This is a genomic window from Bartonella sp. LJL80 (assembly GCF_054871565.1).
This window is the reverse complement of record NZ_JBTXLM010000002.1, coordinates 528,549-544,934: the sequence shown is the minus strand read 5'-3', so window position 1 is coordinate 544,934 and position 16,386 is coordinate 528,549. Positions and strand designations below refer to the sequence as shown.

The 16,386-nt window shown below is 49.2% G+C and carries 15 protein-coding genes; 4 read left to right on the top strand and 11 right to left on the bottom strand.

Annotation, left to right across the window (positions count from 1 at the left end; translation table 11 throughout):
• The coding region (locus ACYSNS_RS06830) for an autotransporter outer membrane beta-barrel domain-containing protein (protein WP_461722381.1) at window positions 1-2,455 on the bottom strand (2,455 nt) is incomplete at its 3' end.
• 330 nt (window positions 2,456-2,785) lie between these two features.
• Complete coding sequence (miaA, locus tag ACYSNS_RS06825) at window positions 2,786-3,655, bottom strand: tRNA (adenosine(37)-N6)-dimethylallyltransferase MiaA (protein ID WP_461722380.1); 870 nt, start codon at window positions 3,653-3,655, stop codon at window positions 2,786-2,788.
• Between the two features lie 15 nt (window positions 3,656-3,670).
• Between miaA and serB the strand changes: the two genes are divergently transcribed.
• Both serB and ACYSNS_RS06815 read left to right on the top strand, forming a co-directional pair.
• Complete coding sequence (serB, locus tag ACYSNS_RS06820; protein ID WP_461722379.1) at window positions 3,671-4,570, top strand: phosphoserine phosphatase SerB; 900 nt, start codon at window positions 3,671-3,673, stop codon at window positions 4,568-4,570.
• Window positions 4,567-5,130: a GNAT family N-acetyltransferase gene (locus ACYSNS_RS06815; RefSeq protein ID WP_461722378.1), complete on the top strand. Its 564-nt coding sequence runs from the start codon at window positions 4,567-4,569 to the stop codon at window positions 5,128-5,130. The genes serB and ACYSNS_RS06815 overlap by 4 nt, the downstream gene beginning before the upstream one ends.
• Here the strand turns inward: ACYSNS_RS06815 and ACYSNS_RS06810 are convergent.
• From ACYSNS_RS06810 to ACYSNS_RS06785, 6 genes are all read right to left on the bottom strand, one after another.
• Window positions 5,111-6,604, bottom strand: a complete 1,494-nt coding sequence (locus ACYSNS_RS06810) for a Do family serine endopeptidase (RefSeq protein ID WP_461722377.1) — start codon at window positions 6,602-6,604, stop codon at window positions 5,111-5,113. The two genes, ACYSNS_RS06815 and ACYSNS_RS06810, sit on opposite strands and share 20 nt — an antisense overlap.
• A gap of 141 nt (window positions 6,605-6,745) precedes the next feature.
• Window positions 6,746-6,928 (bottom strand): DUF2065 domain-containing protein, encoded by a 183-nt coding sequence (locus ACYSNS_RS06805; protein WP_461722376.1) that lies wholly within the window; start codon window positions 6,926-6,928, stop codon window positions 6,746-6,748.
• On the bottom strand, window positions 6,928-7,824 hold the full coding sequence (gene hflC, locus ACYSNS_RS06800) for a protease modulator HflC (protein ID WP_461722375.1): 897 nt from the start codon (window positions 7,822-7,824) through the stop codon (window positions 6,928-6,930). The genes ACYSNS_RS06805 and hflC overlap by 1 nt, the downstream gene beginning before the upstream one ends.
• 2 nt (window positions 7,825-7,826) lie before the next feature.
• Window positions 7,827-9,011, bottom strand: coding sequence for an FtsH protease activity modulator HflK (gene hflK / locus ACYSNS_RS06795; RefSeq protein WP_461722374.1), 1,185 nt, complete (start codon window positions 9,009-9,011; stop codon window positions 7,827-7,829).
• Window positions 9,012-9,125: 114 nt separating this feature from the next.
• On the bottom strand, window positions 9,126-9,635 hold the full coding sequence (locus ACYSNS_RS06790) for a dihydrofolate reductase (RefSeq protein ID WP_461722373.1): 510 nt from the start codon (window positions 9,633-9,635) through the stop codon (window positions 9,126-9,128).
• Window positions 9,632-10,426 (bottom strand): thymidylate synthase, encoded by a 795-nt coding sequence (locus ACYSNS_RS06785; RefSeq protein ID WP_461722372.1) that lies wholly within the window; start codon window positions 10,424-10,426, stop codon window positions 9,632-9,634. Before ACYSNS_RS06785 ends, ACYSNS_RS06790 begins: the two co-directional genes overlap by 4 nt.
• 197 nt (window positions 10,427-10,623) lie before the next feature.
• On the opposite strand from ACYSNS_RS06785, the gene ACYSNS_RS06780 reads away from it, so the two are divergent.
• Window positions 10,624-11,931: an MFS family transporter gene (locus ACYSNS_RS06780; RefSeq protein ID WP_461722371.1), complete on the top strand. Its 1,308-nt coding sequence runs from the start codon at window positions 10,624-10,626 to the stop codon at window positions 11,929-11,931.
• Between the two features lie 169 nt (window positions 11,932-12,100).
• On the opposite strand, the gene ACYSNS_RS06775 is transcribed toward ACYSNS_RS06780, so the two are convergent.
• Window positions 12,101-13,270 (bottom strand): M20 aminoacylase family protein, encoded by a 1,170-nt coding sequence (locus tag ACYSNS_RS06775; RefSeq protein ID WP_461722370.1) that lies wholly within the window; start codon window positions 13,268-13,270, stop codon window positions 12,101-12,103.
• A 54-nt stretch (window positions 13,271-13,324) separates the two neighbouring features.
• Window positions 13,325-14,611: an MFS transporter gene (locus ACYSNS_RS06770; RefSeq protein ID WP_461722369.1), complete on the bottom strand. Its 1,287-nt coding sequence runs from the start codon at window positions 14,609-14,611 to the stop codon at window positions 13,325-13,327.
• A 168-nt stretch (window positions 14,612-14,779) separates the two neighbouring features.
• Between ACYSNS_RS06770 and ACYSNS_RS06765 the strand changes: the two genes are divergently transcribed.
• On the top strand, window positions 14,780-15,673 hold the full coding sequence (locus ACYSNS_RS06765; RefSeq protein WP_461722368.1) for a LysR family transcriptional regulator: 894 nt from the start codon (window positions 14,780-14,782) through the stop codon (window positions 15,671-15,673).
• A gap of 49 nt (window positions 15,674-15,722) precedes the next feature.
• Here the strand turns inward: ACYSNS_RS06765 and ACYSNS_RS06760 are convergent, their stop codons facing one another.
• Window positions 15,723-16,160 carry an Lrp/AsnC family transcriptional regulator gene (locus ACYSNS_RS06760; RefSeq protein WP_461722367.1) on the bottom strand — a complete coding sequence of 146 codons (438 nt, stop codon included), beginning with the start codon at window positions 16,158-16,160 and terminating at the stop codon, window positions 15,723-15,725.
• Window positions 16,161-16,386 lie beyond the last annotated feature (226 nt).

Here is a 16,386-nt window from a genome sequence, read left to right as displayed (position 1 = left end):
AGGCGCCGCCGATCAGCTTGCCGGCATCGCTTTCTGTCACCTCGAAGTCGAGGCCGATCTGTGTCTTGATCATATCAAGGTCATAGTTGCTGCGGGTCTTGCTGACATTGGAATTGATATGGCCGGTGGAGCCTTCCACCTTCATCCAGAAACCGCGGCCTTCCATCTCATTGATGGTGGCCGTCTGCCGATCAGAGCCTGTACCAATCCATGTGCGGTTGCCAATTCGCTGCTCCAACGTGCCAAGCTTGTTCAACTGCTGCAAGATTTGCGGATAGACCTCATACATCGGCACGACAGCGGAATAAACGGGCTTGGGTTCAATGACTGGCGGCTCCACCGGCCCAACAGGCGGTTGTGGTGGTTCGACAGGTTTGACATAGAGCGAACGCAGATACCAATCACCGGCAAAGTCGCCAGCCTTATTGCCAGCATAGAGGGAATAGGCATAGGCTCCACCGACGACAGCGGCCTGCCCTTCAAAGCTATAATCACTCTTCAGCGAGAAATTATCGGCAGATGATGTGCCATCGACCTTGATCAGCTGGATACCATCACCGGTGGTCAAAGCACCAAGGCCACCCCGATTGACAACTTGCACATAGGACTGACCAGAGCTATTGCCCAACACATGCAAAAAATCCGTCGGGGAACTATCATCGCCAAGCTGCGTATTGAAAATGAAGGTGCCGGAATTGCCACTATAATTGCCATTGACGAGCAAACGACTACCCACCGTTTCGCTATTCTGGCTTAGTTGGATCGTCCCGTTATTTTCTATTGTTCCCGTCGTGAAATCTGCAGCTAGTGTTGGTTCTGATACGCGTCCGACTTTCAACAGGCCGCCATTGGCAATAACCACATTGCCAACCTGCCCAGTCCCTGAAAGCACAGCATTATCTGCTATGTTCACCGATGTGTTCTGCAGATTACCATTAACCTCAATCCCGCCCGCGGAGAGATCAATATTGCTTAAAAAGGTTGGACTATCGCCATTCAAAGTCAGACGTCCTTGGCCGGATTTTACAATAGAATTCTGACCTTGGCCTTCGAATGTACCGTCATATGATGTATCAACATCTTGATTGATCGTTATCGTATCGTTCACACCCAATGAAATCGTGCCACCGGTTCCTGATAGGGATGATGCAACAAAACCATATCCGCTGGCATCAAGTTGTCCGGCGTTGACAATATAAGCAATATTGTCTGGAAGAGCACCGTCCGATGCAGCAACGACACTTCCGTTATTAACCGTCAAGCTGCCGGTGAACGTATTGGAGCCGCTTAATGTCAAACGACCATCGCTTTCCTTCTCTAACCCGCCGCTTCCGCTTAAATTACCGGAAAGCGTGATATTTTTTCCATCGGAATCAATAATCGAATTACGCCCATTCGCCAAAGTCATGTTGACCGAAGTTGTCAGATCGCTTGAACCAGCTTTCAACGTCCCCCCATCCAGGACAAAGTCGTACCCCCCCGAACTACCACCATAGACTATGCCATTCGTACCACCGACTATCAGGGTTCCTCCTTCACCCAGATAGAAGCTGCCCCTCCCGGCACTTCCTGCGCTTAGATAGAAAGTTCCAGTAACATTGATCGTTCCGCCATCCGATACAGTCGCCTGACCGATCCCATCGTCGCCGCTGACATATAACGTACCAACATTCAGAATGGAGTTTGCGCCCGTGACACTGACATACCCCTCCGATCGATAGTAACTATTGCCAATAGCCAGCACTGCCGCATTTACGATGCCACCATCCTTGATATACAGATAACCTTTGCTGCCGGTATCAGTCGCTATGTCGCTTCCAATGCCGCCCAGTGTGAAAATCGTATTGGCACCGCTATTGATCTCACCACCGTTTTCGACTGTAACGATACCCGTATGGCCAAAAGTGCCGATATTTAATTGCCCAAACGGTGTCCCAGCGGCATTTGTGCCGCGCGTTACATTTAATTGAGACTGATCGCCTGAAACAACGATGTTACCATCGGCGTAGAGACCGGCATAAACATTATGGGAATCAACCCGACCGCCATCTGTCACGCTTAATGTGTTTGTTGAATTCGCACCGCCATAGCCGACCACGAGCTGGGCTGCGTAAAGCGAGGAATTTGCGCCCGAAACGCTAACCGACGAGTTTAAACCATCAGCACCGCCGATGCGTAACGACTGTTGAGCGACCACCGACCCGCCATTTTCTACGCGCAAGTAGGCTTGTGTATCACCAACGGCGGCGCCATTCCCGATATGGATCACACCCTGGGGTAACGGGGTGCCATCATCACTATTGTTGGTATATTCTGCCGTTAAAACGGTGCCAGCATTCGTAACAACAATGCTACTTGATGTACCTTGAATGGTATCATAGGTTGCTAGCGACGCAAATGTTGGCGTGCCGCTGGAGTAAATCGTTTCTGCAGCTTTTAATACAGAAGGACTCAATACCGCCCCGGTAAGAGGCAAAAAGAAGGCGAAGGTGCTCAATCGCATTATATGACATCCACTTTCCCCCGCCGCTTTTGAAGGTTATTGGATTTTTTCGAACCGCGCTCATAACATAAGCAGATATGCCTTCAAAGCAAAATGGAAATCCTACCAAGTTCATTTTCTTCTTTTTGTTTTAGATATTGTATTAAAGCAACAGTCTAGGACGTGATAAAACCATAACGCGTGCCTTATTGAAACAAGCTATTGTTAGCCACACAATTATAATAACAATTCTTCACTGATGATGCCGAATAAAGCTGTTGCAATAGAGCATTCGGTCGATAATCAAACACGATTCCAGTGAGAATCGATTTGGTGCCGAAACCACGTCATTTGTCGCTTGGCGTAACGGCGGGTCTGCATCTTGGCAGTCTCTATTGCCGATTCAAGCGGTTGTTGACCACTTAAGACAGCCAAAAATTCTGGAACACCAATGGCCTTCATCGCAGGCAAAAGAGGATCCAGCTCCATCTTTGCCAATAGACGAACTTCATCCAATGCACCTTGTTCTACCATATGGTCAAAACGTTGGTTTATCCGCTGATAGACGCTCTCACGCTCTGGCAACAACAAGTATTTTTGTATTTCTTCTTCATCAAGCAAGGGTTCGGATTTTTGTTGCTGCCACCAGCTTAGTGTTTTAGCTGTCGCATCAAAAACTTCGAGCGCACGGATGATGCGCTGGCTATCATTCGTTTCGATACGCGATGCCGATTGTGGATCTATCGTTTGAAGATATTGATGCAGTTCTGCCGAACCACTTTCATCGAGCCGATGCCGCAAATTTTCACGCACATCGATAGGAATTTCTGGAATTTGCGCCAGCCCCTGAGTGAGCGCGCGAAAATAAAGACCGGTACCGCCGACAAAAATCAATGGTGCAGATGGCAGTTGTTGCAATAAAGCCGTCACATCTCTTAGCCACTTGCCCGTTGAATAGTTCACGGCGGGATCGACGTGGCCATAAAGGAAATGGGGGGCTTCAGCCATATCATGTCCGGATGGGCGAGCAGTTATTACGCGCAAAACATCGTAAACCTGCATGGAATCCGCATTGATAATGATTCCCGACGATTGCTTTGCAAGCTTGAGCGCAAAATCCGACTTGCCGCTTGCGGTCGGGCCAGCTATCAAAGTGACATGTCTTTTTGTCATTGTTGAGAGTTTCCCATGTCTGCCAGCCAAATGCTCGTTGCCACACTCATTGCCCATCCGGATAATCCTGTTCTGACACCGGAGCTTGGTGATAAAGCCTCTCAGCATGTTAATGCAAGTGCTGTTTATTGGCTTTGTGACGGGGTCGCATGCGATCTGCCCTTGGGCCACGATATCGAGAAACATGTTGCAATGACCAGGCTGCGTGAAGCCTTGGGAGAGGCACCTGTCGATGTCGTCGTACAAGAACAAGATAAACGGCGAAAAAAGATGCTGCTCGCTGATATGGATTCAACGATGATCGAGCAGGAATGCATTGATGAATTGGCAGAAGAAGCTGGATTGCGCCCGCTTATTGCCGAGATTACCCGACGGGCTATGAACGGGGAAATCGCTTTTGAACCGGCGTTGCGCGAACGCGTGGCCTTGCTCAAAGGTTTGCCATTAAGCATCATTGAAGATGTACTTGCCAAACGGATCACTCTCATGTCTGGAGGCCCTGCACTCATTGCCACAATGCGGGCAAATGGGGCTTATACCGCATTGGTTTCGGGTGGTTTCACCATATTTACCGCAAAAGTGGCATCGCTGCTTGGGTTTGACGAACATAATGCCAATGAGCTGATGGTTGAGGGAGATAGACTGGCTGGTCTGGTCAATGAGCCTATCCTTGGTAAGCAAGCCAAGCTTGATAAGCTGTTGGAGCTTTGCGGGCAGCTGGAAATCGCACCGGAAGATGTCATGGCGGTCGGTGACGGTGCCAATGATCTGGCTATGTTGCAAAAAGCCGGATCTGGCGTGGCACTTCATGCGAAACCGGTTGTTGCTGAAGCGGCCTCCATGCGCATTGACCATGGAGATCTCACCGCTCTCCTTTATATACAGGGTTATCGGAAAAGCGATTTCAGGACATGATGATAGAGACTGATCGGCTGTTATTAACGCAATGGCAAGAGGACGATCGAGGGCATTTCCATGCGATGAATTCCGACAAAGATATTATGACGTTTTTTCCCTACCGGAAAACGCGGGAACAATCGGATGCGTTGTTTACAACGAACGCTGAAAACCTTGCTGCTTCAGGCTTAGGGTTTCGCGCCTTACGTCTGCGAAGCAGTGGAACATTTATCGGTATGATCGGTCTTCTTCGGACAGATTTGGAACCGTTTATACCAAAAGATACCGTCGAAATTGGTTGGCGTATTCTGCCAACCTATCAAAATAACGGCTTTGCCAGCGAAGCTGCCGCAGCGCTTGTGGATTTTGGTTTCAAAACAATGAGGTTCAAAATCATCGTCGCATTTGCTGTGGAGACGAATGGGCCATCAATAAAAGTTATGCAAAAAATCGGGATGACAGCCAGACCTGACCAATCATTCTTACATCCGCGTGTGCCTGATACGCATCGCCAATTAAAGCCGCATGTGATTTATGAAATTAGATCCTTGAACGGAATCAATCCATCCGAACGGTAACAAACCGCAACTCGCCATCGCTGCCGGACACCATGAGCAGTGCGTTTTTACGTCCCGTTGCACGCAGATTATCCAACCGCTTTTTGACATCTTCCGGTGTTTTGACAACTTCCTGATTGATATCGACGATCACTTCGCCTTTGCGGATGCGTTTTTCGTCGGCCGCACTATTGGGAACAACTGCCGTGACAACGACACCCTCAACGTCCGCGCCGATATTAAACTGCTTACGCAAATCGTCATTTATTGCCGAAAGAGCCATGCCCATGAATTGAACCGCATCGGTTGCCGGCGTTTTCTCTTCACCTTCATCGGCGTTTTCCATTAACGCTTCCGCCCCGGTTTCCTTTTCCTCAAGGCGTCCTAATTTGACAGTAACGGTTTTCATCTGGCCATCGCGGATGACGGTAACATCCACCACCTTATTGACAGGGCTTTCCGCGACAATGCGTGGCAAGTCGCGTGCGTCTTTGATCGCGCGCCCGGCAAAACGCACGATAACATCGCCGTCTTTTAGCTGCTTATGATCAACACTTTTATCTTCTATCTTGCCCGCAACGAGCGCACCCTCGGCTTTCGGAAGCTTCAAACTATCAGCGATATCCTGTGTCACCGGCTGGATACGTATGGCAAGCCAACCACGACGCGTTTCACCGAATTCCTGCAATTGATTAAGAACGCCAATGGCCATGTCCGATGGGATGGCAAAACCGATACCGATTGAGCCACCGGAAGGTGATATAATGGCCGTATTGATGCCGATAACCTTGCCGCTCATGTCAAATAGCGGACCACCGGAATTGCCCCTATTGATCGCAGCATCCGTTTGAATGAAGTCATCATAGGGGCCGGCACTGATATCACGATTACGGGCCGAAATTATACCGACAGTAACCGTACCGCCAAGCCCAAACGGGTTACCGATTGCCATAACCCAATCGCCGATACGCGCGCTTTCGGAATCTCCGAACCCCACCGCTGTGAGTTTTTTTCCGTCAGGATCAACCTGCAGCAAGGCCAAATCGGTTTTAGCATCCTTGCCGAGCAACTTCGCTTTCAAACGGGAACCGTCGGTAAAGTTGACCTCAATGTCATCTGCATCTGCAATCACGTGATTATTGGTCACGATGAGGCCTTTTTGGGCGTCGATCACGAAACCGGATCCCAATGACTGAACCTTGCGGGATTGGTTGCTGCTATCTTTACCCTCATCATGGGAAAAGAAATCATTGAAATATTCTTGAAAAGGCGACCCTTCCGGAACTTTCGGCGACGTCGTATTGTCACCCTGCTCCGTGCCTTTAACCGTTTGAGATGTGGAGATATTGACCACCGCGTCCAACAGGCCGGCGGCCAAGTCAGACACCGATTCAGGTGCCTTATGTTGTATTGGCGCCTCGGCCCATACGCCAGTTTGTGTACAGAACAATACTGAACACGCGGCTAAAGTTATGGCAAGGCGCTTCAACAACATATTTCCATCCAATCAGTCGGCATTACAAACGCTGTTAATGCACCATTTAGAGCATTTTATGTCAAAGGGGAATGCGCAATTGCGTGTCTTGCATCGTATTGTTAATGAAGCGATGAAGTACCAAGCCGGACAGGTTTCATGTCATTTAGAAAGCCAGATGACCGCAAGCCCCAGAAACATGAAGACAAAACCGAACAATCGGAGATTTCTGTCTGGCATTGCCAATGCTTGTGCCATCATCTTCTTCACAACCGATGGAAAACCGCCATAGACAAGCCCTTCTATGAAAAGGGCTAAACCTATGGCGGTTAGAAATACCGACATCAGTTTCCAGCCGGAGCAGCCGCTTTACCAACTGCGAGAGGATTATGGAAATAATAGAAGAAATCCTCATTGGGTGAAATGACCATCGGTGTCGACTGCAGCTTCTGGTAATTTTCCATAGCCAGCCAGAAATCATAGAAAGATGGATTTGTCTTTCTGGCGTCAAGCAACAACCGGATACTTTCTGCCTGACCTTCACCGCGTGTGATTTCCGCATCACGTTTTGCCGCCGCAACGATTTCTTCATATTCGCGGTTGGCTTCCGCGACGATTCGATCGCGTTCCTGTTGACCACGCGCACGAATATTTTCCGCTGCTGCCTCACGTTCCGCCGCCATTTGACGATAGACGTCTTCAGAAACCGCATCGGTCAGGTCGGTCTTGCGGATACGAACATCCACGATGGTAATTCCGAGTGAGCCTGCATCAGCGGAAAACTGCTGCTGAACTTCCCCCATCATCGCACCACGTTCATCTGAAAGAGCAGCTCTGAATTCACGTTTACCGTAAACTGCGCGTAAAGCATCTATAAAGCGCGGCGCCAAGTTTTCCTGTGCGGCAACCTGCGGACGCCCCGAGCTTATGCGCTGCAAAAACAGTTTCGGATCGGTGATACGATAGATAAAGAACGCATCCACCTCATAATATGCACCGCCACGAACCTGAACGGATTGCGTGGGCACATCGTATCGCAGCAAACGATTGTCAATAATGACAGTCTGGTCAATGAACGGCGTTTTAAAATAAATGCCCGGATTTGGCTCGACGCGTACAATCTGTCCAAAACGCTTCACCGCAACCTGTTGGCGTGGATAAACGACAAAAACAGACATCCACACGGCGACAATCAGCACAACGATGATACCGATAATAATGAAAAAACGGTTCTGCTGCATGATTACTGTCCTCCTGTCACAACGGCGCCGGTTTGCGGCATGGCTGTGCTTGTCGATGGCGATGCTTTTGCAGGCTGGCCGCGCATCAATTCATTGAGTGGCAGATAGGAAACAGGCCCGCCATTTTTTTGATCCAATACGAGCTTATTCGGAGATGCCAGAATACGCCCGATTGTCTCCATATAGAGGCGATATCTTGTCGCTTCGGGTGAAACGGAAGCTTCGCGTGAGATCGCCTGGAAGCGCTCTGCACGTCCTGTAGCTTCCTCTACCATCTGGGCTTTCTCACCCTTGGCGACCTCGCGGGTACGAGATGCCTCACCATTGGCCATACCAAGCTTGTTGAAGCGTACGCGGTTTCCTTCCTCAATCATACGGCCACGTTCCTGCTCGGCCTGCTGGACCGAGTTGAACGCTGCGGCAACTTTCGTTGGCGGTGCGGCCTCACTGATTGAAACACGACTGACCTCTACACCCAATTGATATTTATCGACGGTGGACTGGATGACTTTTTTAACGTCATCGGCAACTTCTTCTTTTTTGTCACGCAAAACATCGTCCACCGGACGACTGCCGATAACCTCGCGCATTGCACTCTCAGCCACCTGACGCACGGTCCCTTCCTGATCACTCACATTGAAGAGAAACTGACCGGGATTGGAAATACGATAATAAACAGAAAAATTCACGTTGACGATATTCTGATCGCTCGAAAGCATCAATCCGTCACTGGTTTGTGCCTGCCCCGGCTGACCACCGATCGCGATGGTTTTTTCGGTTAACGGGACTTTCAGATATGTCTCAATCGGCCAGAAATGGAAATGCAAACCATCGCCGACAATACCATCCTTGGGCACACCAAACCGCAACTCTACAGCCTGTTCATTTTGTTGAACGATATAAAATGACTGGAATAACCAAAATGCAATTGCCAGCAGAATAATGACGAAAAACACGCCGCCACCGCCGACCTGCTTCAACCGATCCTGTCCCTTGCGCAGAATGTCGTCAATATCGGGCCCGTTACCGCCGCCATTGCCACCACCATTACCGCCTGAGCCGGATGGCTTTTTACCCCACGGATTTTTGTTTCCGCCGTTATCATTGCCATTTCCACCCCATGGGCTGCCGCCGTTATTACCGCCGCCGCCCCATGGGCCGCCGCCATTCTGATTGCTCCAGGGCATAGTCACCTCTTGTCCTGCGTAAACCATTCACGCGAAATTGATCGTTTACCGTTTATAGGGATGCCGGACACGGCTTTCAACGTAAAGCTGATCTTTTTTGTCCGTTTTTCGTTTTTATTTCCGCTCATAGACCACATAACGGGTTGGATGGCTATCTTTCTCACCCTTAGGAACCATCTGAACGTCGACAGCCTTCCATTTGTCCGCGTCAAAAGACGGAAAAAAGGTATCTCCATCAATTGAAGCCAGAATTTCAGTGATATACATGCGATCGGCAAATGGGAGAGCCTGTTTAAATATCTCTCCACCACCAATCACAAAAATAGCTGGATTGTCTGCCCGGGTAGCTTCTATGCGAGCCGCTTCACAGGCTGCTTGCAGGGAATGTGCCACGACCGCCCCTTGCGGCGCAAAAGACGGATCCCTTGTGATGACGATATTCATGCGGCCGGGCAGCGGACGCCCGAGCGAATCCCAGGTTTTGCGCCCCATGATCACCGGTTTACCTATTGTTATCGCTTTGAACCGCTTCAAATCGGTCGATAGTTGCCATGGCATGGCACCGTCGCGCCCGATGACACCATTTTCAGTAACAGCAACGATAAGACATAGCGGGATGCTCATACGGCCACCGGTGCCTTTATATGCGGCGCGGCAACATAGTTTTGCAATTCGAAATCCTCGAATTTGAATGCAAAAAGATCTTTTATATCAGGATTGATTTTCATGGTCGGAAGAGCCGTAGGCTGTCGGGCCAGCTGTTCTTTTGCCTGATCAAAATGGTTGGCATAAAGATGCGCATCGCCGAATGTATGGATAAACTCGCCCGGCTTCAGATCGCACACCTGCGCAACCATCATCGTCAGTAAGGCATAAGACGCGATATTGAACGGGACACCGAGAAAAATATCTGCTGAACGCTGATAGAGCTGACACGATAAACGGCCCTGCGACACATAAAACTGAAACAGGCAATGGCATGGTGGCAGCGCCATCTCATCAACCAAAGCCGGATTCCATGCCGATACAATCAAGCGACGCGAATCCGGATTATTTCGGATCATTGCCAACAGATTGCTGATCTGGTCGATATGCCGCCCGTCCGGTGCCGGCCATGAACGCCATTGATAGCCATAAACAGGCCCCAGATCCCCATCTTCGTCAGCCCATTCATTCCAGATCGAAACACCATTTTCATTCAGCCATGAAATGTTGGTCTCACCGCGCAGAAACCATAGCAGCTCATAGATAATCGACCGTAAATGCAATTTTTTAGTTGTCAGTACCGGAAAACCTTGTGCCAGATCAAAACGCATCTGGTAACCGAATACCGATCGCGTTCCTGTGCCTGTACGGTCGGACCGATCGACACCATTTTCCAAAACATGGGAGAGGAGATCAAGATAGTTTTTCATAAACGTTCTATAGCCGATTCGTGATGCTGCGGAAAATACAGGCGAGCCAGTACTTTAATGGCTCGCTGCCGGTGTTGAAATACCGCCGCCATATCATTCAACAGGAAATTATCACGCAAACGTGAAAATGCGTGACGTGCGCGGCAAGTTTGGCTAAGAAGCTTGATACAGTCGGGGTTTTGTTAAAAGGAGTTTTCATGGGAACCGAACCAGTTTATGACGCACATGATACGCGCAAAAGGATCAAAGCCATTGTATCCAGCGCTTCCGGCAATCTTGTCGAGTGGTATGATTTTTACGTTTATTCATTCACATCAATCTATTTTGCATCGCAATTTTTCCCCTCCAATGGCGATACTGTCGCAGAATTGTTGAAAGCCGCCGGTGTATTCTTTATCGGCTTTCTGATGCGCCCGATCGGTGGTTGGTTGTTTGGCCGCATCGCCGACCGTTATGGGCGTAAGCGCTCCATGCTTATCTCCGTATTGATGATGTGCTTTGGTTCTCTTCTCATAGCAATCCTGCCCACCTATGAATCGATCGGTGTTATGGCAGCCGTATTGCTGCTTCTGGTCCGTATGCTGCAGGGACTTTCTGTTGGTGGCGAATATGGTACCACCGCAACCTATATGAGCGAAGTGGCCCTGAAAGGACGACGCGGATTTTTCAGTTCGTTCCAGTATGTCACTTTGGTTGGCGGACAACTTCTGGCAAGTCTTGTGGTATTCCTGCTGGCATTGTGGCTTGACGAAGCGCAGTTGAAGGCTTGGGGCTGGCGTATTCCCTTCGTTATCGGCGCTGTCGCAGCCATTGTTGCGCTTTACCTGCGCAGTTCATTGCATGAAACTTCTACCGCTGAAACTCGCGCAAGCTCCGAAGCCGGCAGTGTTATCGGCTTGCTGCGCAACCACGGCAAGGCATTCTTTCTTGTTGTCGGCTTTACCGCTGGCGGTTCGCTGACATTCTATACCTACACCACCTACATGCAGAAATATCTGATCACCACGACAGGTTTTGACAAGCATACCGCCACGACATTGATGACAGGTGCGTTGTTCATCTTCATGTGTCTCCAGCCTTTGTTCGGCTCTTTGGCCGACCGTATAGGTACAAGAACCTCATTGCTGATCTGGAGCGCGCTTTCCATCGTTCTGACAATACCAATGCTGACACTGATTGGTAACACGACGAGCATCTGGATTGCTTTCCTCGGTATTGTAGCCATGCTTTGCGTTGCGTGCATGTACACGTCGATCGGCGGGATTGTTAAAGCGGAAATGTTCCCCGCCTCTGTTCGTGCCCTGGGCGTTGGCTTGTCTTATGCGGTTGCGAATGCAATCTTTGGTGGATCAGCTGAATCAATCGCTCTCTGGCTTAAAGACATCGGCTATGAATCGACCTTCTATTACTATGTCACCGCAATGATGGTCGTTGCCTTTATCTCGGCTCTGCTCATGCCGGATGCGCGCAAAGAAGGATATCTGCAAGGACATGATATCCATTAGAGCGGTTCCCGATTGATGTGAATCATCAATCGGATAAGATACCGCGACAAGTCAAAAGCTTGAGACGCGCGGGCCGGATAGCATCAGGTCGGAAAACGCTCTAAGATATTGAAAACTGAAAAAGCCCCGTTTGAACGGGGCTTTTTCTTATTTCGAATGTCTTGAATGCTTAAACGAGAAACGCTTTGGTAAGTTCCGCCCAATAGGTTGCACCGGTCAACAACAGATCATCATTGAAATTATAATGATCATTATGCAGATTAGCCGTGTTACCATTTCCAATAAACAGGTAGCACCCCGGTCTTTGCTGTAGCATGAAGGCGAAATCCTCGCTGAAAGTAAAAGGCTTAACGCGGTCCAAAACAGCACCGGCACCAAAGGTCTGTTCAGCTACATCGCGGCCGAAACGTGTCAATTCACGATCGTTTTTACAGGCGGGGTTCATCCGCATATAGGTCACATCACACTGCGCACCAAACACTTCAGCTTGATATTTCGCAATGTCATTGATGCGTGCTTCGAGAAGATCGCGCGTTTCATCATCATAACTTCTGACAGTCAGCTTCAACTCTGCTGTTTCCGGAATGATGTTATAGGCGTCGCCCGCTTGAAAACTTGCCACGGTAATGACAGCAGAATTTAACGGATCAATATTGCGCGACACTACGGTTTGCAGGGCGCTGACAATTGCCGAGCCAACCACAATAGGATCAATGGCAGTTTGCGGTTGGGCGCCATGGCCGCTTTTGCCTTTGACAACAATCCGCACACGGTCGGAAGCAGTCGTGGCCGCTCCTTCGATGAAACAGAATTTGCCAGCAGGCACCCCTGGTACATTGTGATAGCCAAAAACAGCATCGCAGGGGAATTTGTCGAAGAGCCCCTCTTCAACCATTTTCCGTGCACCGCCTAATCCTTCTTCCGCTGGCTGGAATATCAAATGCAGCGTACCGGAAAAGTCTTTGGTCTCCGCCAGATAGCGGGCAACCGTCAATAGTGTTGTTGTATGACCGTCATGTCCACATGCATGCATCTTACCACTGTTGCGACTGGAATAGGCAAGACCCGTCTGTTCCATGATCGGCAGCGCATCCATGTCGGCACGCAAGCCGAGTGTTTTTGTACCCTGCCCTGCGCGCAACGTCGCAACGACACCCGTTCCAGCAATTCCGGTCGAGACCTGATAACCCCATTTTTCCAATAGACCGGCGACTAAATTCGACGTCGATTTTTCTTCAAAACCCAGTTCAGGATTTGTATGGATTTGATGACGCAACGCCACCATCTCCGGCAGATAGGACGCGATGTAATCCGCAACCGCCTTGCTATTCTTTGTCATTTCAAACCACCTTGCGCAGACAAGGTTATGAACCATATCTGCGCTGTTTCCTTCTTACTTCATTTCAGTAAATTTACGCGAATAGACCAGCGCGATAATGCTGATAACCGCGGCAAACATAATGTAATAGGCAATTGCCCGATTATCTCCGGTCAATCCGATAAGAGCCGTTGATATGGCGGGAGAAAAACCACCAAAAATCGTCACAGCGATATTGTAGGATAAAGCGATACCGGAGGAACGAAAAGCTGTCGGATATAGTTCTGACAACGCCGCAGAAGCCGGTGCTGTATAAAGCACCATTAATACCGCATAAAAGAATTGCTGACCGATCAACACCCAAACCGTCGGGTAAGACGATAATATCCAAAATGACGGATACGCAAAAAGCAAAATAGCGATGGCGGCACCAATCATGATAGGACGGCGGCCGATACGGTCAGACCATGCGCCAACGAATGGGCAGAACAAAAGTACGATACCAACCACAATCATGCCAAGATACGGCGATGACAATTCCATGTGGAGGTTTTTAATCGCGTAAGTGGCCATGAATGAACTGGCTGTTTTACTGGTAACAGTCCAGATCATAACAATACCTATGCCGATCAGCAGTGGTTTCCAGCTATTGCGCAACAGGATGGCGAAAGGCACATATTCTTTCGGCCCCTTTTTCTGCTCGGCCAGGAATGCCGGTGATTCATCGATCTGACGGCGAACGTAAAAGCCGACAGGTGCAACCAGCATGCCGAATGCGAATGCCGCGCGCCATCCCCAAGATGCCACCTGCTCAGGCGAAAGAAACGCTGTAATCACCCAGCCGACAACACCGGCAACAAGAAATGCACCGGTCTGGCTCACCTGCTGCCAAGCCGCATACTGGCCGCGTTTATGTGCGGGTGCAGTTTCAACAAGGATCGACAATGCACTGCCAATTTCTCCGCCGGCAGATACACCTTGGATAAGACGGGCTATAACGATAATGATGGGAGCGAGAATGCCGATCTGTTCGTAGGTGGGACAAAAAGCTATGATGCCCATTCCGACGGCCATCAAGATCATTGTCAGCGATAACGCAGCCTTGCGTCCAATCCGGTCTGAATAAGCGCCCAGAATAACTGCCCCCAGCGGTCGTGTTAGAAAGCCGACTGCAAAGGTAATGAATGTCAAAAGCATAGACACAAGTTCATTTTCAGTCGGAAAAAACTGATGCGAAATGACATATGCAAATAAGGCATAGGCGCCAAAGTCGTACCATTCCAGCGCCCCCCCCATAACGGCGGCGGTGATAACCTTCTTGGATACGGTTTTATTTTCCTCTATATGCTGAGTGTCTTTCATGGACTCTCCCCTCTCATTGAAAATGCATGCCGCAAACGTATCGAAAGCGGAAAAAATATTGGACTGTTATTTTTTAATGCGATCCATAGCAAAACGGCATGGACAATTGACATATGATCCACACCAGCGTAATTCGACAGGGAACCGCTTAAAGTCGGAGTCATCCCATTGGACATCAAGCAAATCCGCTATTTTCAGGCCATAGCCCAATATGGCAGCATATCAGAAGCATCGCGTCATCTGTTTATTGTGCAACCGGCGCTGAGCCGCCAAGTCAAGGAATTGGAAAGAAGCCTTGGCGTTTCACTTTTTCTCCGCCGCCAAAAGGGGATAGAATTAACGCCCGCGGGCGAACAATTGCTCAAAGAATGTCCAACAATTCTTCAAGCTCTAGATCAAGCGACCACCAATGTTAAGCGGGTCAGCGGGCTTGGTGAAACGCTGCATTTGGGAACAGCGCCCACTTACACCTGGAATCCGGTCGTTTTAAACGTTGTGCGGGATTTTCGTCACGTCCATCCGCAGATCAACCTTTCCTTGGAGCCAACCCTGTCCATCGGCCAATCCGAGCGTTTGGCACAAGGCACTCTTGATGCTGGATTTATGGCATGGCGCTTGCAGGCCGATCCGACAAAAGCAGGTATCCCATTGATGAAATGCCGGCTGCTTATCGCATGCAGTGTCGACAGCGACATCGCTGAAATGTCTTTGGAAAATCTCGATGCGCTCGAAAACGAACAGTGCTTGTTTTTCCCCCGCGAAATGTCACCTGAATTCTACGATTTTATGTTCCTTGAATGTCGGAAGGCCAATTTCCGCCCGCATATTCTGGAATGTGCAACGGATTTCAATTCATGTCTCGGCATGGCGTCAAGCGGATTAGGCTATACCATTATATCAAGCGCTTCACGATATAATTGCCCAGCCAATATCAAACTTATCGAACATCCAATGCTTTCCGGCAGTTACGATCTGGAATTTGCCTATCGCAAACCAGTGCATAAAGAAGCGCTTCAACATCTTATCGATTTTGTGAGCAGTCGATATGACATCACCCGCTAAGTCCATAGCAAAATGCTATCACCACGATGCACACATTGCCACTTTTGTATTAAAGATAGGCGCGGGTCGAGCGTGGTGTCGCCAGCAATAGATGCGTCTCGCTGGCCGTAATACCCGTAATAAGGCGAATACGTCGCAACACACTGTCGAAATCTGCCAAATTCGCCGCAGACAATTCAACAATAATGTCAAAACGCCCATTGGTCGTATGGATTGCCGATATTTCGGTTAATCCGCCCAAGGTCTTAATGACCTTATCGGCGGAGTGGCCCTCCACCTCGATCATCATGATACCGCGCACCGCGGCTTCAACCGCATCAGAACGCAGGATGACCGTATAGCCAATAATCTCTCCGCGCTGTTCCAATCGTTCTATACGGGATTTGATCGTTGCACGTGAAGCCCCAAGCTCCGCTGCCAACTCGGAAATCGTGCTGCGAGCATTATGGCGAAGCGCCCTGATAATTTTTTCATCCAAGTTTGACATTTAACCAATCTGAATAAATGAGCTTAGCATTTTGTATAATATAACTCAAAATATTATCAATTTTCAATATTTACAGCGGCATTAATTTGCTTTCAACTGTGTGTAACGAAATGGACCGCGGAGAGCGCTGTTTTAGCTCTTCGCGGCAAAATAAGTGGCTATAGCCACGGGGAATTATACGTTGGAGGAGAGGATTTTTCCTGCATTACGGGCAGATTTTTAAACA